The 18,719-nt window shown below is 64.7% G+C and carries 11 protein-coding genes and 3 rRNA genes; 3 read left to right on the top strand and 11 right to left on the bottom strand.

Features of this window, described 5'->3' with window-relative positions:
• Nucleotides 1-2 precede the first annotated feature (2 nt).
• From rrf to HMPREF1529_RS00015, 3 genes are all read right to left on the bottom strand, one after another.
• A 5S ribosomal RNA gene (gene rrf / locus HMPREF1529_RS00005) occupies nt 3-119 on the bottom strand.
• Between the two features lie 109 nt (nt 120-228).
• Nucleotides 229-3,335, bottom strand: a 23S ribosomal RNA gene (locus tag HMPREF1529_RS00010).
• 385 nt (nt 3,336-3,720) lie between these two features.
• Nucleotides 3,721-5,243: ribosomal RNA gene (locus tag HMPREF1529_RS00015) — 16S ribosomal RNA — on the bottom strand.
• The 16S, 23S and 5S rRNA genes sit together here, the layout of an rRNA operon.
• Before the next feature lie 590 nt (nt 5,244-5,833).
• Between HMPREF1529_RS00015 and HMPREF1529_RS00020 the strand changes: the two genes are divergently transcribed.
• Nucleotides 5,834-7,102 (top strand): CoA transferase, encoded by a 1,269-nt coding sequence (locus HMPREF1529_RS00020; RefSeq protein WP_016463227.1) that lies wholly within the window; start codon nt 5,834-5,836, stop codon nt 7,100-7,102.
• Nucleotides 7,103-7,157: 55 nt separating this feature from the next.
• Here the strand turns inward: HMPREF1529_RS00020 and HMPREF1529_RS00025 are convergent, their stop codons facing one another.
• The 6 genes from HMPREF1529_RS00025 to tyrS form a co-directional block, all read right to left on the bottom strand.
• On the bottom strand, nt 7,158-8,279 hold the full coding sequence (locus tag HMPREF1529_RS00025; RefSeq protein ID WP_005048981.1) for a substrate-binding domain-containing protein: 1,122 nt from the start codon (nt 8,277-8,279) through the stop codon (nt 7,158-7,160).
• 47 nt (nt 8,280-8,326) lie between these two features.
• Nucleotides 8,327-9,670, bottom strand: coding sequence for a multiple monosaccharide ABC transporter permease (gene mmsB, locus HMPREF1529_RS00030; protein ID WP_005048979.1), 1,344 nt, complete (start codon nt 9,668-9,670; stop codon nt 8,327-8,329).
• A complete protein-coding gene (mmsA, locus tag HMPREF1529_RS00035; protein WP_005048976.1) occupies nt 9,667-11,214 on the bottom strand; it encodes a multiple monosaccharide ABC transporter ATP-binding protein in 1,548 nt (515 codons plus the stop codon). The genes mmsB and mmsA overlap by 4 nt, the downstream gene beginning before the upstream one ends.
• Nucleotides 11,215-11,355: 141 nt before the next feature.
• Nucleotides 11,356-12,423: a LacI family DNA-binding transcriptional regulator gene (locus tag HMPREF1529_RS00040; RefSeq protein ID WP_016463228.1), complete on the bottom strand. Its 1,068-nt coding sequence runs from the start codon at nt 12,421-12,423 to the stop codon at nt 11,356-11,358.
• A 24-nt stretch (nt 12,424-12,447) separates the two neighbouring features.
• Nucleotides 12,448-13,218 (bottom strand): DUF4184 family protein, encoded by a 771-nt coding sequence (locus HMPREF1529_RS00045; protein ID WP_005048970.1) that lies wholly within the window; start codon nt 13,216-13,218, stop codon nt 12,448-12,450.
• Between the two features lie 28 nt (nt 13,219-13,246).
• Nucleotides 13,247-14,578: a tyrosine--tRNA ligase gene (gene tyrS / locus HMPREF1529_RS00050; protein WP_016463229.1), complete on the bottom strand. Its 1,332-nt coding sequence runs from the start codon at nt 14,576-14,578 to the stop codon at nt 13,247-13,249.
• Between the two features lie 103 nt (nt 14,579-14,681).
• On the opposite strand from tyrS, the gene HMPREF1529_RS00055 reads away from it, so the two are divergent.
• Nucleotides 14,682-15,275 (top strand): hypothetical protein, encoded by a 594-nt coding sequence (locus tag HMPREF1529_RS00055; RefSeq protein WP_016463230.1) that lies wholly within the window; start codon nt 14,682-14,684, stop codon nt 15,273-15,275.
• A gap of 14 nt (nt 15,276-15,289) precedes the next feature.
• Here HMPREF1529_RS00055 and HMPREF1529_RS00060 read toward each other — a convergent pair whose 3' ends face one another.
• Both HMPREF1529_RS00060 and argH read right to left on the bottom strand, forming a co-directional pair.
• Nucleotides 15,290-15,937, bottom strand: a complete 648-nt coding sequence (locus tag HMPREF1529_RS00060) for a SatD family protein (RefSeq protein ID WP_005048961.1) — start codon at nt 15,935-15,937, stop codon at nt 15,290-15,292.
• 47 nt (nt 15,938-15,984) lie between these two features.
• Complete coding sequence (gene argH, locus HMPREF1529_RS00065; RefSeq protein ID WP_005048958.1) at nt 15,985-17,421, bottom strand: argininosuccinate lyase; 1,437 nt, start codon at nt 17,419-17,421, stop codon at nt 15,985-15,987.
• A gap of 233 nt (nt 17,422-17,654) precedes the next feature.
• On the opposite strand from argH, the gene HMPREF1529_RS00070 reads away from it, so the two are divergent.
• Nucleotides 17,655-18,719, top strand: coding sequence for a hypothetical protein (locus HMPREF1529_RS00070; protein WP_232212018.1), 1,065 nt, complete (start codon nt 17,655-17,657; stop codon nt 18,717-18,719).

Below are 18,719 nucleotides of genomic sequence, written 5' to 3' on the forward strand. Positions count from 1 at the left end.
AAGTCCGGCGGTGTCCTACTCTCCCACAGGGTCCCCCCTGCAGTACCATCGGCGCTGTGAGGCTTAGCTTCCGGGTTCGGAATGTAACCGGGCGTTTCCCTCACGCTATGGCCGCCGAAACACTATTGATGTTTCATCAAGCACACAACAATCAAACGAGTGATGTTTGTGTGTGTTCTCGACCGTACATCGAGAACCACTCAGTGGACGCAAGCACCAAAACGGTGTGTTATCAAGTCATCGGCTTATTAGTACCGGTCAGCTTCACGTGTTGCCACGCTTCCACATCCGGCCTATCAACCCAGTAGTCTGGCTGGGAGCCTCTCACCCGAAGGTATGGAAATCTCATCTTGAGGCCGGCTTCCCGCTTAGATGCTTTCAGCGGTTATCCATCCCGAACGTAGCTAACCAGCGGTGCTCCTGGCGGAACAACTGGCACACCAGAGGTTCGTCCAACCCGGTCCTCTCGTACTAGGGTCAGATCCTCTCAAATTTCCTACGCGCGCAGCGGATAGGGACCGAACTGTCTCACGACGTTCTAAACCCAGCTCGCGTACCGCTTTAATGGGCGAACAGCCCAACCCTTGGGACCTACTCCAGCCCCAGGATGCGACGAGCCGACATCGAGGTGCCAAACCATGCCGTCGATATGGACTCTTGGGCAAGATCAGCCTGTTATCCCCGAGGTACCTTTTATCCGTTGAGCGACAGCGCTTCCACAAGCCACTGCCGGATCACTAGTCCCGACTTTCGTCCCTGCTCGACCTGTCAGTCTCACAGTCAAGCTCCCTTGTGCACTTACACTCGCCACCTGATTGCCAACCAGGTTGAGGGAACCTTTGGGCGCCTCCGTTACTTTTTGGGAGGCAACCGCCCCAGTTAAACTACCCACCAGGCACTGTCCCTGAACCGGATTACGGTTCGAAGTTAGATATCCAGAGTGACCAGAGTGGTATTTCAACAATGACTCCACGGTAACTAGCGTCACCGCTTCACAGTCTCCCACCTATCCTACACAAGCCACACCGAACACCAATACCAAGCTGTAGTAAAGGTCACGGGGTCTTTCCGTCCTGCTGCGCGTAACGAGCATCTTTACTCGTAATGCAATTTCGCCGAGTTCGCGGTTGAGACAGTTGGGAAGTCGTTACGCCATTCGTGCAGGTCGGAACTTACCCGACAAGGAATTTCGCTACCTTAGGATGGTTATAGTTACCACCGCCGTTTACTGGGGCTTAAATTCTCAGCTTCGCCTTGCGGCTAACCGGTCCTCTTAACCTTCCAGCACCGGGCAGGCGTCAGTCCGTATACATCGTCTTGCGACTTGGCACGGACCTGTGTTTTTAATAAACAGTCGCTACCCACTAGTCTCTGCGGCCACCACACCCTTTTTGAGGCAAGCTCATATAAGCGGATGGCCCCCCTTCTCCCGAAGTTACGGGGGCATTTTGCCGAGTTCCTTAACCACGATTCTCTCGATCTCCTTGGTATTCTCTACCTGACCACCTGAGTCGGTTTGGGGTACGGGCAGCTAGAACCTCGCGTCGATGCTTTTCTTGGCAGCATAGGATCACCCACTTTTTATCCGCATCGTGTCTCAGCCTTAACGAGTCACGGATTTGCCTATGACTCGGCCTACGCACTTGCACCAGGACAACCATCGCCTGGCTTGGGCTACCTTCCTGCGTCACACCTGTTAATACGCTAACCGCACCAGCATGGGGTCGTGCGCTAGCCCTGAAGCTCTCACCCCGAAGGGATCGATACGACAGGATTCGGGCACTTAGCACCACTGGATTAGCTTGGGCGGTTCTTCGCCGGTACGGGAATATCAACCCGTTGTCCATCGACTACGCCTGTCGGCCTCGCCTTAGGTCCCGACTTACCCAGGGAAGATTAGCTTGACCCTGGAACCCTTGGTCTTTCGGAGGACGTGTTTCTCACACGTCTTTCGCTACTCATGCCTGCATTCTCACTCGTGTAGCCTCCACGGCTGGTTCACACCGCCGCTTCGCTGGCCACACGACGCTCTCCTACCCATCAACACGGCTGGACCACGAAGGCCTACCAAAAATGTCAATGCCACAACTTCGGTGGCGTGCTTGAGCCCCGTTACATTGTCGGCGCGGAATCACTTGACCAGTGAGCTATTACGCACTCTTTCAAGGGTGGCTGCTTCTAAGCCAACCTCCTGGTTGTCAAGGCAACTCCACATCCTTTCCCACTTAGCACGCGCTTTGGGACCTTAGTTGGTGGTCTGGGTTGTTTCCCTCTCGACTATGAAGCTTATCCCCCACAGTCTCACTGCTGCGCTCTCACTTACCGGCATTCGGAGTTTGGCTGACGTCAGTAACCTTGTAGGGCCCATCGGCCATCCAGTAGCTCTACCTCCGGCAAGAAACACGCAACGCTGCACCTAAATGCATTTCGGAGAGAACCAGCTATCACGAAGTTTGATTGGCCTTTCACCCCTATCCACAGCTCATCCCCTCAGTTTTCAACCTAAGTGGGTTCGGCCCTCCACGACGTCTTACCGTCGCTTCAGCCTGGCCATGGATAGATCACTTCGCTTCGGGTCTAGGACACGCGACTGAATCGCCCTATTCAGACTCGCTTTCGCTACGGCTACCCCACACGGGTTAACCTCGCCACGTATCGCTAACTCGCAGGCTCATTCTTCAAAAGGCACGCTGTCACCCCTACTAAGGAGGCTCCAACGGTTTGTAAGCAAACGGTTTCAGGTACTATTTCACTCCCCTCCCGGGGTACTTTTCACCTTTCCCTCACGGTACTTGTCCGCTATCGGTCATCTGGGAGTATTTAGGCTTATCAGGTGGTCCTGACAGATTCACACGGGATTTCTCGGGCCCCGTGCTACTTGGGATACTCTTCGCGCCAAGAGAAGCATTTCGACTACGGGGTTCGCACCCTCTATGACCCGCCTTTCAATGCGGTTCGTCTATACCTTCTTGTAACGCCGACACATCGGCAGACATGTCTGAAAAGTCCCACAACCCCCAACGTGCAACGCCTGCCGGCTATCACACACGCTAGGTTTAGCCTGTTCCGGTTTCGCTCGCCACTACTAACGGAATCGCGGTTGCTTTCTCTTCCTGTGGGTACTGAGATGTTTCACTTCCCCACGTTCCCTCTACCCGCCCTATATATTCAGGCGGGAGTCACCAGGTACGCACGCGCCCTGGCGGGGTTTCCCCATTCGGACACCCTCGGATCAAAACTTGCTTATCAGTTCCCCGAGGCTTATCGCAGATTGCTACGTCCTTCTTCGGCTCCAGATGCCAAGGCATCCACCGTTTGCTCTTAAAGACTTGAAATCACATGAGTTCGAATCGTCAAAAAATTGACTAATGATCTTTAAGATCATCTTCACGAGATGAAAAATCATCTCGAAGATGCTCGCGTCCACTGTGTAGTTCTCAAAGTACGGGCGGTACCCTCCCCGCACCAGCACCAGCCGGCAACAGAAAGAGTCCTGAGGTTCGTCTGCTCCCCATCCGAAGATGAAAGCGCATCCGGTCCCTCAGGACCCAACAGCGTGCATGTGCCGACTCAATCACCCCGAGCTTTCCCAACCCGAAGGCCGTACTCACCCGAGACTCAATCCCCGACACCTCATCAAATGTTCCACCCATGAGCTCCCTGCAGAGACATTCGCTCTGATCAGGGCTCTGTCACTCCGAAGAGCGCAGTGCTCCTTAGAAAGGAGGTGATCCAGCCGCACCTTCCGGTACGGCTACCTTGTTACGACTTAGTCCTAATTACCGATCCCACCTTCGACGGCTCCCTCCACAAGGGTTGGGCCACCGGCTTCAGGTGTTACCGACTTTCATGACTTGACGGGCGGTGTGTACAAGACCCGGGAACGTATTCACCGCAGCGTTGCTGATCTGCGATTACTAGCGACTCCGACTTCATGAGGTCGAGTTGCAGACCTCAATCCGAACTGGGACCGGCTTTTTGGGATTCGCTCCACCTTACGGTATTGCAGCCCTTTGTACCGGCCATTGTAGCATGCGTGAAGCCCAAGACATAAGGGGCATGATGATTTGACGTCATCCCCACCTTCCTCCGAGTTGACCCCGGCAGTATCCCATGAGTTCCCACCATTACGTGCTGGCAACATAGAACGAGGGTTGCGCTCGTTGCGGGACTTAACCCAACATCTCACGACACGAGCTGACGACAACCATGCACCACCTGTTTACGAGTGTCCAAAGAGTTCTACATTTCTGCAGCGTTCTCGTATATGTCAAGCCTTGGTAAGGTTCTTCGCGTTGCATCGAATTAATCCGCATGCTCCGCCGCTTGTGCGGGTCCCCGTCAATTCCTTTGAGTTTTAGCCTTGCGGCCGTACTCCCCAGGCGGGGAACTTAATGCGTTAGCTGCGTCACGGAATCCGTGGAATGGACCCCACAACTAGTTCCCAACGTTTACGGGGTGGACTACCAGGGTATCTAAGCCTGTTTGCTCCCCACCCTTTCGCTCCTCAGCGTCAGTTACGGCCCAGAGATCTGCCTTCGCCATCGGTGTTCCTCCTGATATCTGCGCATTCCACCGCTACACCAGGAATTCCAATCTCCCCTACCGCACTCTAGTCTGCCCGTACCCACTGCAGACCCGAGGTTGAGCCTCGGGATTTCACAGCAGACGCGACAAACCGCCTACGAGCTCTTTACGCCCAATAATTCCGGATAACGCTTGCGCCCTACGTATTACCGCGGCTGCTGGCACGTAGTTAGCCGGCGCTTTTTCTGCAGGTACCGTCACTTTCGCTTCTTCCCTGCTAAAAGAGGTTTACAACCCGAAGGCCGTCATCCCTCACGCGGCGTTGCTGCATCAGGCTTGCGCCCATTGTGCAATATTCCCCACTGCTGCCTCCCGTAGGAGTCTGGGCCGTGTCTCAGTCCCAGTGTGGCCGGTCACCCTCTCAGGCCGGCTACCCGTCGACGCCTTGGTGAGCCATTACCTCACCAACAAGCTGATAGGCCGCGAGCTCATCCCTGACCAAAAAATCTTTCCAACCGTTGAAGATGCCTCCACGGTTCATATCCAGTATTAGACGCCGTTTCCAGCGCTTATCCCAGAGTCAGGGGCAGATTGCTCACGTGTTACTCACCCGTTCGCCACTGATCCACCCAGCAAGCTGGGCTTCACCGTTCGACTTGCATGTGTTAAGCACGCCGCCAGCGTTCATCCTGAGCCAGGATCAAACTCTCCAAAAAGAAAAAATGCATACACCATCGGGAAAACGACAATGCAGCGAGTTTGAACTGACCAAAAGGATGCCATCACTGACAATCCATAATGCCGACACCAAAATGCCGGACTTGATCCAAAGGAATCTCACCCCACCAAAAGGCAGGGACGAGGTAATTTGGCATTTGACAAGTGCACGCTGTTGAGTTCTCAAGGATCGGACGCTCCCGTGCTCCGGCCTCTCGGCCTTCATCGCGGGGCGACTTCTCTTCGCGGACAAGATGTCTCGCCCGTCATGGGCCCGGAGGAACATGACAGGAGTGACAGAATCGTCACGCAGGCAGTATCGCTCTCGCGACTGCCAACACCCACCGCCGTCGTCCGTCTGAAACGGAGTGCAGGAGGGAGGTTTCCATCCTAGACCATAAGTCCTGTTCTCTCTACCGAGAGGTTTGGGATGGGGTTCGGTTCTCCGCTTGAGGGGGCGAGGCCTTCCGGCCCTTCGCTCTTCCCTGTGGGGCGAACAAGTAATAACTTACGCGGCACACCACCAACCAGCAAATCACACCCACATCCCGGGCGTGTCGCGCGCTGTGTCCGGTCGTAGGCTCCCCTCATGGAACCTCGCTCGCTGCGCGCACGGCTGCCCGTCGGCACGCTTGCCACACGCGCCGTCGGCTGGGTCGACGCGGCGACGGCGCCTCTTGCTGGTACTCCTCCCGCGACGGTCGATGCCGAAGCGGTCACCGTCGCGTACACGAGCGAGCGGTGGTTCCGATGGGAGGGGCAGCCGGGCATCGGCTTCGCCCCGTTGTCGGGGTTCTTCCGCACCAGGGACGGGTGGGTGCGCACGCATGCGAACTACCCGCACCACGAGCGTGCTCTGCGCCGCGCGCTCGGCCTGCTCGATGCGCCGCAGGACGGCGACGACCCGGATCGCGTGGGAGCGCGATTGCGCGCGTTGCCCACCCGGGAGGCCGTCGAGATCATCACGCGGGAAGGCGGCCTGTGCGTCGAGGTGCGACGCGAGGATCCCGAGACGGACGAGCGGCTGCGCGCGTCGCCGCTGGCCACCGTGCGCCGCATGGCGGACAGCCCGCTCGAGGCGACGGTCGCCGATGCCTCGGCTCCCCTTCGCGGCGTGCGCGTCCTCGATCTCACGCGCGTCATCGCCGGGCCGGTGGCGACGCGGACACTGGCTCTTCTCGGTGCCGACGTGCTCCGCGTCGATTCCCCTCGGATACCCGAGATCGCCGTTCAGCATCTGGACACCGGTCACGGTAAGCGCAGCACACTGCTCGATCTCGATGCTGACGCCGATCGCCGACGCTTTGACGGCCTTCTCGTCACCGCCGACATCGTGGTTCTCGGCTACCGCCCAGCTGCGCTCTCGCGACTGGGCCTGGAACCCCGTGCGCTGTGCGCGCGGCATCCCGGCATGATCGTGGCCCGACTCAGTGCGTGGGGTGCCGCGGGCGGACGCGGCTTCGACAGCCTCGTGCAGGCGGCGTCCGGCATCGCCTGGATCGAGTCCGCCGACGGCCGCACCCCGGGCGCGCTCCCCGCCCAGGCGCTGGATCACACGGCAGGCTATGCGCTGGCCGCCGCAGTGCTCACGGCACTGCGCCGTCGCGGCGAGGTCGGAGGAAGCTGGCTCGTCGAGACGTCCCTCCGACGCGTCGCGGCGGAGTTGCTCGGGATGCCGCGCGATGCGGGCGGGGACCTCGCCGAACCGGTCGACCCCGATCGGTTCCTGCAGCACTTCACCGTCGGCGGCCACGATGTCGTCACCGCGGGGCCGGCCGTGGCCTACGCGGGGGCACCGACGGGGTTCCGGCCACCGCAGCCGTGGGGCTCCAGCGCCCCGGTCTGGCTCCCCCGCTGAGACAGCGACGGCCCCCGCTCCGAAGAACGGGGGCCGTCGTGGGCGTGCGGGTCGCTTACTGGGCGGCCTTCACGATGTCCAGGAGCTTGGGGCTGTTGGCGTAGGCCTCGGCCGCGTTCTCCTTGGTGACGATGACCGGCGGCAGCAGGTAGGCCGGGACGACCTTGACACCGTTGTTGTACTGCGTGGTGTCGTTGACCTCGGGCGTCTCACCCTTCTGGAGCGACTGGATCATCTTGATCGTCTGGGCGACGAGGAGCGAGGTGTCCTTGTTGATGGTGGAGTACTGCTCCCCCGCCATGATCGACTTGACCGACTCGGCCTCGGAGTCCTGACCGGTGACGGTGAACTGCGAGATGTTCTTGCCGGCCTGCTTCACCGAGGTGATGATGGCGCGAGCCAGCGTGTCGTTCGGCGAGAGCACGCCGTCGATGGTCGCCGAGGTGTAGTTGGCCGTGAGCAGCGAGTCCATCCGGCTCTGCGCGTTCTCGGCCTTCCAGCCCTGCGTCGCCGTCTGCTGGATGGCGGTCTGGCCCGACACGACCTTCAGCGTGCCGTCGTCGATCTTCGGCTGCAGCACCTTCATGGCGCCGTTGAAGAAGACCGCCGAGTTGGCGTCGTCGGGCGAGCCGGAGAACAGCTCGATGTTCCACGGCGCGCCGTGGCCCGAACGCTTCTGCAGACCGTCGAGGAGGGCCTGACCCTGCAGCTCGCCGACCTTGAAGTTGTCGAACGCGACGTAGTAGTTCACGTTCGGCGTGTTCTCGATGAGGCGGTCGTAGGCGATCACCGTGACACCGGCATCCGCCGCCTGCTGCAGCTGCGTGCCGAGCTGCTTGCCGTCCTTGGCACCGATGACGATGACCTTGGCGCCGTTGGTGATCATCGAGGAGATCTGGTTCTGCTGCTCGGCGACCGTGTTGGATGCCGGCGCGTACTGCACGTCGGCCTTGAACCCGGCCTGCTCGAGGCCGTTCTTGAACAGGTCACCGGCGAGCACCCAGTTCTCCGACGTCTTGTCGGGAAGTGCAATGCCGATCGAGGCGTCCGCGGCGAAGCCGGCGGCGGCCCCCGCCGATGCGGTCGCGTCGCCGCCGCGCCCGGAGCTCGAGCAGCCCGTGAGCGCGAGTGCCGTGACGGCGGCCAGTGAGGCTGCCGCAAGAGCGATTCTCTTCATTGATTCATCACTTTCTCTGGTGAGGGTGAGGCGAGTCGTTCCCGGACCTACACCTTGGGGAGGTCGGCCGGCTGGCTCGACTCGTTCGTGCCCGACGTCGGGATGACGGCGGGGACGTCTGTGATCACGGCTGCACTCTTGTCGCGACGGCGCAGGAGCAGACCGATGATGGAAGGACCGCCGCGACGCTTGCTGATGACGTCGATGGCGACGGCGAACAGGAGCACGAGGCCCTTGGTGATCTGGATCGCGTCGGCCTGGGCGCCGATCAACTGCAGACCGTTGTTGAGGAAGGCCATGACGAGCCCGCCGATGATCGAGCCGATCACCGTGCCGATGCCGCCGGAGACCGCGGCGCCACCGATGAACACGGCCGCGATCGCGTCGAGCTCCCAGCCGTTGCCGTCCTGCGGGCCGGATGCCGTGGCACGCCCGACGTAGATCATTCCGGCGACGGCGGCGAGCACCGACATGTTCATCATGACGAAGAAGTCGACGCGGCGGTCCTTGATGCCCGACAGCGCCGCCGCGAGGCGGTTGCCGCCGACCGCGTAGATGTGACGGCCGAACACCGTGCGGTTGGTGACGAACGAGTAGATCACGACCAGCACCAGCAGGATCACGCCGGAGATAGGGAAGCTCGTGCCCGGGCGTCCCGTGGCGAACAGCCACGCCGCCCAGAGGATCGCGGCCGAGAGGATGACGACCTTCACGCCCGACACCCAGACCGGAGCGGAGTCCGCACCGATCTTGGCCTGCTGACGCCGCAGACGCCACTCGTTGTAGACGATCCACGCCACGCCGACGAGGCCGAGGAGCATCGTGAGCACGTTGAAATCGACGGCGATCGGAAGTTCGGGCAGGTAGCCCGAACCGATGTAGCTGTACTCCGGCGGCACCGGCGTGGTGGTCGACTGCCCGATCCACTGGTTGCCACCGCGGAAGATCAGCATGCCCGCGAGCGTCACGATGAACGCCGGCACTCCGACATACGCGACCCAGAACCCCTGCCACGCGCCCACGAGCGCGCCGACGACGAGCCCGATGAGGATCGCCACAGGCCAGGGCATGTTCCACTCGCTCATCGACTGCGCCACGATGATGCCGACGAAGGCGGCGACCGACCCGACGGACAGGTCGATGTGTCCCATGATGATGACCATCACCATGCCGATCGCGAGGATCAGGATGTAGGACTGCTGGCTGACGACGTTGATGAGGTTCTGGGGAGAGAGCGTCGTGCCGCCGGTCCAGATCTGGAAGATCAGGATGATGGCGATCAGCGACGCCAGGATGCCGAACTGTCGCAGGGACGATGTGCCCCCGCCGAACATCTTCTTCAGGTCGGAGATGCCGCCTGAACGCTTGGTGGGTACCGTCTCGGTGCTCATCGTTGTGCCTTCTGTCGTGCGGAGGTCATGCTGCGCATGAGGTTCTCGGGGGTTGCGTCGGCGACGGGCAGGTCATCGGTGATCTGCCCCTCGAAGATCGTGTAGATGCGGTCGGAGATGCCGAGCAGTTCCGGCAGCTCGCTCGAGATGAGGATCACGCCCTTGCCCTGCGCCGCCAGCTGCTGGATGATCGCGTAGATCTCGTACTTCGCGCCGACGTCGATCCCGCGCGTCGGCTCGTCGAGGATCAGCAGTTCGGGGTCGGTGAACATCCACTTCGCCAACACGACCTTCTGCTGGTTGCCGCCCGACAGCTTCGAGACGCCGACGTCGACGCTGGGCGTCTTGATGCGCAGCTTCTTGCGATAGTCGTCGGCGATGTCGTTCTCGGCGTAGGGGTCGATGACGCCGTTGCGCGCGATCTTCTTCAGCTTTGCGGCGACGATCGAGCGCTTGATCGTGTCGAGGAGGTTCAGCCCGAGCACCTTGCGGTCCTCACTCACGTAGGCCATGCCGTGGTCGATCGCGGACTGGACGTCTTTGATCGAGACTTCCTTGCCGTCGATGAGGATCTGTCCCGACTCGTACGTGCCGTAGGAGCGGCCGAACAGGCTCATCGCCAGCTCGGTGCGCCCCGCACCCATGAGTCCGGCGATGCCGACGATCTCTCCCCGACGGACGTAGAGGTTGGAATGCTTGGCGACGAGGCGCTCGGGGATCTGAGGGTGGCGCACCGTCCAGTCGCGCACCTCGAAGAAGACCTCGCCGATGTGCGGCGTCCGGTCGGGGAAGCGGCTCTCCAGAGAGCGACCCACCATGCCGCGGATGATGCGGTCCTCGTCCACCGCGCCCGTCGCGACATTGAGCGTCTCGACCGTGCGGCCGTCGCGGATGATCGTGATGGAGTCGGCGATCTGCTCGATCTCGTTGAGCTTGTGACTGATGATGATCGAGGAGATTCCCTTGCCCTTGAGGGACAGGATCAGATCGAGCAGGTGCTGCGAGTCGTCCTCATTCAGCGCTGCGGTGGGCTCGTCGAGGATGAGGAGCTTGACGTCCTTCGCGAGAGCCTTCGCGATCTCGACGAGCTGCTGCTTGCCGACGCCGAGATGCTTGACCTGGGTGTCGGGGTCGTCGCGCAGCCCCACCCGCGCCAGCAGGTCGACGGCGCGCAGACGCGCGGTGCTCCAGTCGATGACGCCGCCGCGCTGGATCTCGTTGCCGAGGAAGAGGTTCTCCGTGATCGAGAGCTCGGGGATCAGCGCGAGCTCCTGGTGGATGATCGCGATGCCGGCGTTCTCGCTCGCGCGGATGTCCTTGAACTGGACGACCTCGCCGCGGTACCAGATGTCGCCGCTGTAGGTGCCGTACGGGTAGACCCCGGAGAGCACCTTCATGAGCGTGGACTTCCCGGCACCGTTCTCGCCGCAGATGGCGTGGACTTCGCCCGCGGCGACGGTGATCGACACGTCGCTGAGCGCTTTCACACCCGGGAACTCCTTGGTGATGGAGCGCATCTCCAGGATCGGCACTGCATCCGGCATGGTGCGCGACCTCCTCGTCGTCAGCTTGTCTTCGTTGAGCGGGCTTCGCTCCGAAGCCCAATGTGACCGTTCACATCGCTTGAACATCGTGCACCCTCCGACCGGGGTTGTCAATCGCGGAAGGGCGCCGTTATCGAAGCGTCATCTTTTCGCCGTGACGGCGACGGCACACGACTCCCGCACCACGAGCGAGGGCTCCAGATTCATGCCGCTCGCGGCATCCGTGGGGACCTCCGGCTCTCCGATGGCACGCAGCAGCGCCGCCATCGCGCGCTCGCCCAGCCCGGCGAACTGCTGATGGACGGTCGTCAGGGGCGGCCACGCATGCGCGGCGAGGGGGATGTCGTCGAAGCCGACGACGCTCACCTGGCGCGGGACATCGATGCCGAGATCACGGAAACCGTGGATCATCCCGAGCGCCATGGCGTCATTGGCGGCGAACACCGCGGTGAAGTCCAGACGGCGCGACAGCTCCACGGCGGCGCGGTAGCCGAAGTCGGCGGTCCAATCGCCGAGGATCGGGGGGCGGGTCGGCAGATCAGCGTCCGACAGAGCCCGCAGGTAGCCCTGCATGCGGCTCTCCGCCTCGATCCAATCCTGCGGACCCGCCACGTGCACGATCTCGGTGTGTCCCAGCGAGATCAGATGCTCGGTGGCGAGCATGCCGCCGCGCACCTGATCCTCGGCGAGTTCCGCGATCCCCCGCTCGGCGCTGTGGAGCCCGAGGTAGGGGATGTCGACATCGAGTTCGGCGAGCACGTCGAACACCCGCACCTGCGGAGCGTGCACGATGATGCCCTCGACCGACTGCCGACGCAGATGCTCGACGGCGGCGGCGATCGTCTCGGGGCGCGTATCGCGCAGATAGGCGGAGTTCACCCAGTAGCCACGTTCGCGCGCGGCATCCTCGAGAGCCGCGAGGCTGGATGACGGACCGTACTCGCCCCGCGAGCCCAGCACGACCCCGAGAGTCTGCGACCTGCTGGTCACGAGGGCACGCGCCGCCTGGTTCGGCCGATATCGCAGGTCGGCCATGGCGTCGAGCACCCGCTGCTTGGTCTCGGGCCGGATCGACGGGTGGCCGTTCAGCACGCGCGAGACGGTCTGATACGAGACGTCGGCGGCGCGCGCGACGTCGCGGATGCTCGCGCTGCGCGCTTTCTCCTCGCCAGCCGACACGGTGCCCTCGCCTTCGATGTGCACGTTCACATTACCGCGGTGACGCGCAACGCGTCACGCCGCGCGACGGCGGCGAACCGTGATGACGGCGCAGAGAACGAGGGTGGCCGCACCCCAGAGGGCGCAGGCGGGCGGAAGCACACGGTACGCCAGGTGGCGCACCGTCCATTCGGGCGTGAGGGGACCATAGACGGCGAGGCCGAGGATCCACGCCGCCAGCAGCACGAGCGGCAGCGAGAGCCACCACAGATACCGAACGATCGGCGGGATGCCGGTCGTCGCCGGCTCCGCACGGCGTCGACGCAGCCACAGCGCGGCGGCGAGAGCGAGCACGATCAACCCGAACGCGGTGGAGCCGTACTGCAGCCACTTGAGCCCCAGGAGCGGCCCCCACTGCTCGTCGAGCGCGGGGAACAGCTGGGTGCCCCACCGCCCCTCGTGCGTGAACGCGTCCCACGCGATGTGCGTTGCCACCCCCAGTAGCAGCGAGAGCGCTGCCAGAAGAACGGAGACCGCGGGCGCTCGGCGGCCCCACCAGGGCGGCACGCCGACGCGATCCCACTCCACCGGCAACCGCGCCGCGAGCCACGACGGCGACAGTGCACGCACCGCGGGACGCAGCAGCAGGTACCACAGCGCCGTCAGAGCGGCGGCGATCAGGGTCGAGACCACGAGGTTCGTATGGGTGAGCTGGTACGACACCGGCGTGCCACGCACGAAGAGCGGCAGGTCGGGCGTCATCGCGCCGATCGCAATCGCCGCCGGAAGCAGCGGCGACCGCACGAACGGCAGCGCCACCACGGCGTGCGAGACAGTGAACGGCATGCGACCTCCGGCGCGGTGTCGGGCCCGGTCAGGCCGCAGGAGCGACGAAGAGCCCCGCGAGGGTCTTCTTGCCGCGGCGGAGCACGGCCACCCCGCCGGGCAGCGCACCCGCGATCGCGGTGGACTCGTCATCGACCTTGACCCCGTCGAGGCTGACCCCGCCCTGCGCGATCGAGCGGCGCGCCTCCCCGAGACTCGCGCACAGTCCCGTCTCCACCAGGGCTTGGGCCACCGTGGTGCCGGCCGGGATCGTCGCGTGCGGCAGCTCCTCCAACGCGGTGCGCAGTGTGGCGGCATCCAGCGCCTCGAGCTCGCCCGCGCCGAACAGGGCCTCGGATGCCGCGATCACGGCGGCCGTGGCCTGCGGCCCGTGCACGGTCGTGGTCACTTCGAGCGCGAGACGCTTCTGCGCGGCACGGCGGAACGGCTCCGCGGCCACCAGCTGCTCGTACTGCTCGATCTCCTGCCGGGACAGGAACGTGAAGATCTTCAGTCGCTCGATGACGTCGGCGTCGTCGGTGTTCAACCAGAACTGGTACATCCGGTATGGGCTGCACATCTCGGCATCCAGCCAGATGGCATTGCCCTCGCTCTTGCCGAACTTCGTGCCGTCGCTGTTGGTGATCAGGGGCGTGCCGATCGCGTGCACCGAGACACCTTCGACGCGGTGGATGAGGTCGGTGCCGCTGGTGAGGTTTCCCCACTGGTCGGACCCGCCGGTCTGCAGCACGCAGCCGTACTGGCGATGCAGCTCGAGGTAGTCCATCCCCTGCAGGATCTGGTAGCTGAACTCGGTGTAGCTGATGCCCGCTTCGGAGTTCAACCGCGCGGCGACGGCATCCTTCTTCAGCATCGTGCCGACGCGGTAGTACTTGCCGATCTCGCGCAGGAAGTCGATGGCGCTCATCGGCGCGGTCCAGTCGAGGTTGTTCACCATGCGCGCGGCGTTGTCGCCCTCGAAGCTGAGGTACCGCTGGACCTGGGCGCGAAGGTTGCCCACCCATTCGGCGACGGTGTCCTTCGTGTTGAGCGTGCGCTCCGCCGTCGGCCGGGGGTCGCCGATGAGGCCCGTCGATCCGCCGACGAGACCGAGGGGACGGTGGCCGGCCAGCTGCAGGCGACGCATCAGCAGCAGCTGCACGAGGTTACCCAGATGCAGGCTCGGCGCCGTCGGATCGAAACCGCAGTAGTACGTGATCGGCTCGCCGCCCAGCAGATCGCGCAGAGCGGTCTGGTCGGTGGACACGTGGACCAGGCCTCGCCAGACGATCTCGTCCCAGACGTTCTCGAACGAGGAGTCGTTGGCAGGGGCCAGCGCACGCGCGGGCGCGGAAGCACTCACGGAGACGGTTTCAGACACGCGCCCCAGGTTATCAGCGGCGGATGCCGAGCCCCGATCGCACCGATGGGGCTCGCGTCCGCGCCGCCGCGGCGACGTCCGCGCCCCATGGGAGACTGACGACATGGATCCCGACACCCCGGCGATCGTCACGCTGATCGGCGTGATCGTGCTGTTCATCGCGCTGTGCGCAGCCCTGATCCTCGTCGTGATCTCACTTCGGCGTCCGCGAGGCCCGGTGCTGATCGCCGCGGCCGCGATCGTCGTGCTCGCACTCGTCACCCTCAGCATCCTGCCGGCGCACCTGCCCGTCCTGGCCGCCGCTGCGCTGGCGATCCTCGGCACCGCGCTTGCGGTCGTCGGCGGCAACCCGTTCACGCGCTGGGTGCTGTCGGTCGCCGACGGCGGCCGAACGACAGAGGGCCCGCGCGGCGGCATCCTCGTCGAGATGATGTCCGGCCGCGATACCGATGCCGTCCACGAGGAGGAGATCCTGCGCGGCGGCACGACGATCGGCTACCTCGAGCGGGCGTGCGCGGCCCTCGGCATCCTCGCCGGCTTTCCCGGAGCGGTCGCCATCGTCGTGGCGCTCAAGGGCGTCGGACGATTCACGGAGCTGGCCACACCGGCCGCACGCGAGAGATTCATCGTCGGCACGATGGCGAGTCTGCTGTGGGCGTGCGCCGTCGCGGGAGTCGTCTGGCTCGCGGTCTGGTGACGTGAGCCGGGGGCTCACACGTCGGATGACGGTGTCGGGTCGGCGCGCAGCTGCGTGTACCCCTCGACGAGGGCGGCGACCCCCGCGACCCCGAGGGCCTGAGAAACCGCCGACTGGGTGATGCCCTCCGCGGCCGCGAGCTCCGCCTGCGTCACCCCGAGGATCCGTCCATAGGCAAGCCGGCGGGTGCGCGGCGCCATGGCGGTCACCAGTTGGTCCCGCGCGAGGAGGTAGGCGTTGGCCACTCGGACGTCGACGGCGGTTCCAGCATCGGCGACGACCCAGGTGCGCGCGCCCGGGATCGTGCGCGCCTGCGCGGCGTGGATGGCATCGATCGCTTCCCGCGCAGCCCACCACGCCGGCCCCTCGGCGAGCGTCCCTACGCGGGAGGGGACGTCGCTGTGCGCTCCGATCCCGATGCCGAACCGACAGTCGAGATCGTCGGGCAGCGCGAGCCGAATCAGCAGCAGGGCCGCCATGGCGGCATCCAGAGAGGGGTAGACGCCCTGCAGCTCGTCACCCACCGTCGCGGTGAGCTGTCGCTCCGCCAGGGGCACGTCCCGCTCGACGCGGGCGATCGCCTCTTCCAGAGCGCGTTGGGCGGCAGCCCGATCGGGAAGACCACGCGATCCGACGATGTCGGCGATCACAGCGACACTCATGAAAAGAAGCATATCGCTGATATTCAGAAAATATCAGTATATGACTGCTATTCGAGATCGATCAGTGCGCGTGCGGCGCTCTGCGAGCGGGCGATGAGCTCGGCGCGCTGCTCCGCCACGCGGACACCTGAGGTGCCTCCGGCGCCGGTGCGGCTCGCGACCGACCCCTCGATCGTCAGCACCTCGCGGACGTTCGGGGTCAGCTGCGTCGACACCTCCGCGAGCAGAGCATCATCGGCATCCTCGAGTCCGATTCCGCGCTCCTCGCACGCGCGCACGAGCGACCCGGAGATCTCGTGTGCGTCACGGAACGGCACGCCCTGCTTCACGAGCCACTCGGCCACGTCGGTGGCCAGCGAGAATCCGGCCGGGGCGAGGGCGGCCATGCGCGCCGTGTCGAAACGCATCGTCGCCACCATGCCGGCGAACGCGGGCAGCACCGTCTCGAGCGTCAGGACCGAGTCGAAGACCGGCTCCTTGTCCTCCTGCAGATCGCGGTTGTAGGCCAGCGGCAGCGCCTTCAGCGTCGCCAGAAGACCCGACAGGTTGCCGATCAGGCGTCCCGCCTTGCCGCGAGCGAGCTCGGCGATGTCGGGATTCTTCTTCTGCGGCATGATGCTGGAGCCCGTGGAGTAGCCGTCGTCGAGCGTGACGAAGCCGAACTCGCGGGTGTTCCAGATGATGATGTCTTCCGCGAAACGCGAGAGATCCACACCGATCATGGCCGCGATGAAGGCGAACTCGGCGACCACGTCACGCGAACTCGTGCCGTCGAGGGAGTTCTCCGCCGGACGGGCGAGTCCGAGCCGGTCGGCGACCAGCTGGGGGTCGAGGCCGAGTGTCGCACCGGCGAGCGCTCCCCCGCCGTAAGGCGAGACCGACGCGCGCGCCGCCCAGTCGCGGAGCCGCTCGAGATCACGCACGAGCGGCCAGCCGTGGGCCTGCAGGTGGTGGGCCAGCAGGATCGGCTGCGCGTGCTGCAGGTGGGTGCGCCCCGGCATGATCGCCTCGGCGTGCGCCTCGGCCTGCGAGACGATGGCGTCGATGACACGCAGGAGATCGCGGGCGATCACGCGGGCGTGGTCGAGCAGGTACAGCCGCACGAGGGTGGCGATCTGATCGTTGCGGCTCCGACCCGCGCGGAGCTTGCCGCCGAGCGCCGGACCGATCTCGGCGATGAGGGCGGCTTCCAGCGCGCCGTGCACGTCCTCATCCGTCGGCTGGGCGACCAGTGAGCCGTCGGCGATCGCCGCCGCGAGGGCATCGAGCCCGGCGTGCATCCGTGCCTCTTCGTCGGCGGTGAGGTACCCGGCGGCGGCGAGCGCCGCGGCGTGCGCGTGCGAACCGGCGATGTCATAGGGCGCGAGCACCCAATCGAAGTGGGTGGAGCGGCTGAGGGTCGCGAGCTCCGGTGAGGGCCCCGACGCGAAGCGTGCCCCCCAGAGTGCGCCGTCGTTCGTGCCGTGCGGTGTCGTTTCGCTCACCGCACCAGCCTAGCGAGCACCGTGCCGACGCTCCGCCCGGTGCGCTCCGCGCGGCGCAGAGCCCGCCGCAGCACGTTCATCCGTACCGACGCGCCGCATCGCGGCATCCGATGCGACCAGACGAGACGGATGAGCGAGCCGCGGACCCCTCCCCACACCGCCCCGCTGCTCACGTATGCACAGATACCGCCGCCCGACCCGTCGCGCGGGAGGAGGCGCGGCACGCTGCGATGATGAGTCGTCGCCCGTCGCCGCTGCCCGACAGCCTTCCGGAGTCATTCTCCGTCGCGCAGGCGCAGGATGCCGGGGTGTCGCCGCGCCGGCTCCGCGCGCGCGATCTGACCGCGCCGTTCCGGGGCGTGCGATCGCGGCCTCCAGCGGAGTCCGCGGCTGCGGTGGACGATGACGCGTCGCCCGCTGCGAACGAGAATGCGCGGCTGCGCCTGACGATCCACCGTGCGGCGCGCGCGTATGCGACTCGGGCGGTCCCCGGCATCCTGTACACCCACGTCACGGCAGCGGTGATCTGGGATCTGCCGCTTCCGCTGCGGTTGCTGCGTCGCGGCGCCGAAGCGATCGACGTCGCCGTGCTCGGCGAGCGGCGAGCACCGAAGGGCGTGGGGGTGCGGGGCCATCAGCTGCGCGCCGAACTCACGAGGACCGGCGTGCGGCGCGGGTTGCGCGTGGCCGCGCCGGCATCGGTGTGGGCGCAGGTGGCTCCGCTGCTGTCGGCGGCAGAGCTCGTCGAGCTGGGCGACGCGATCGTGCACATCCCGCGGCGACGGGGGATGCATCGCGGCACACCCGCTGACGCCTTGGCGACGCGCGACGACCTGGTGGAGGCGATGGAGGCCGGCCGCCGCGTCGGTGCTGCGCGACTGCGCGCGGCGCTGGGGCTGATCCGGGTCGGGGCGGCCTCACCACCGGAGACGCGGATACGTCTCGCGTGCGCGCGTCGGCAGCTACCCGAACCCCTCCTCGACGTCGACGTGTTCGGCGTGGACGGCAGACCCATCGGCTTCACCGAACTGGCTTTCCCGGACCACGGCGTCCTCGTGGAGTACGAGGGCGATCACCACCGTCGATCGCCGAAGCAATGGCAGCGCGACATCGAGAAGCACGCGGCCTGCGTGGCCGCAGGATGGGAGGTCGTGCGCCTGACGGCCGCAGACCTGCATCGGGACGCTGCGCCCGCTGCCGCGAAGATCGCCGCAGCGTTGGCTCGCGGCGATCTTCGCCGTTCATCCGTCCCGTGGGGTCGTGTCGCCGCTGCAGATGCGGCGGGAGGGGACGGATGA

Origin of the sequence: Microbacterium sp. oral taxon 186 str. F0373 (assembly GCF_000411455.1) — a bacterium.
Classification (GTDB): Bacteria; Actinomycetota; Actinomycetes; order Actinomycetales; family Microbacteriaceae; genus Microbacterium.

Bases quoted from the DNA above. Each gene is read 5' to 3' on its own strand.
- HMPREF1529_RS00020 (WP_016463227.1), top strand. From the start codon at position 5,834: ATGGAACCTCGCTCGCTGCGCGCACGGCTGCCCGTCGGCACGCTTGCC.
- HMPREF1529_RS00025 (WP_005048981.1), bottom strand. From the start codon at position 8,279: ATGAAGAGAATCGCTCTTGCGGCAGCCTCACTGGCCGCCGTCACGGCA.
- mmsB (WP_005048979.1), bottom strand. From the start codon at position 9,670: ATGAGCACCGAGACGGTACCCACCAAGCGTTCAGGCGGCATCTCCGAC.
- mmsA (WP_005048976.1), bottom strand. From the start codon at position 11,214: ATGCCGGATGCAGTGCCGATCCTGGAGATGCGCTCCATCACCAAGGAG.
- HMPREF1529_RS00045 (WP_005048970.1), bottom strand. From the start codon at position 13,218: ATGCCGTTCACTGTCTCGCACGCCGTGGTGGCGCTGCCGTTCGTGCGG.
- HMPREF1529_RS00055 (WP_016463230.1), top strand. From the start codon at position 14,682: ATGGATCCCGACACCCCGGCGATCGTCACGCTGATCGGCGTGATCGTG.
- HMPREF1529_RS00060 (WP_005048961.1), bottom strand. From the start codon at position 15,937: ATGAGTGTCGCTGTGATCGCCGACATCGTCGGATCGCGTGGTCTTCCC.
- HMPREF1529_RS00070 (WP_232212018.1), top strand. From the start codon at position 17,655: ATGAGTCGTCGCCCGTCGCCGCTGCCCGACAGCCTTCCGGAGTCATTC.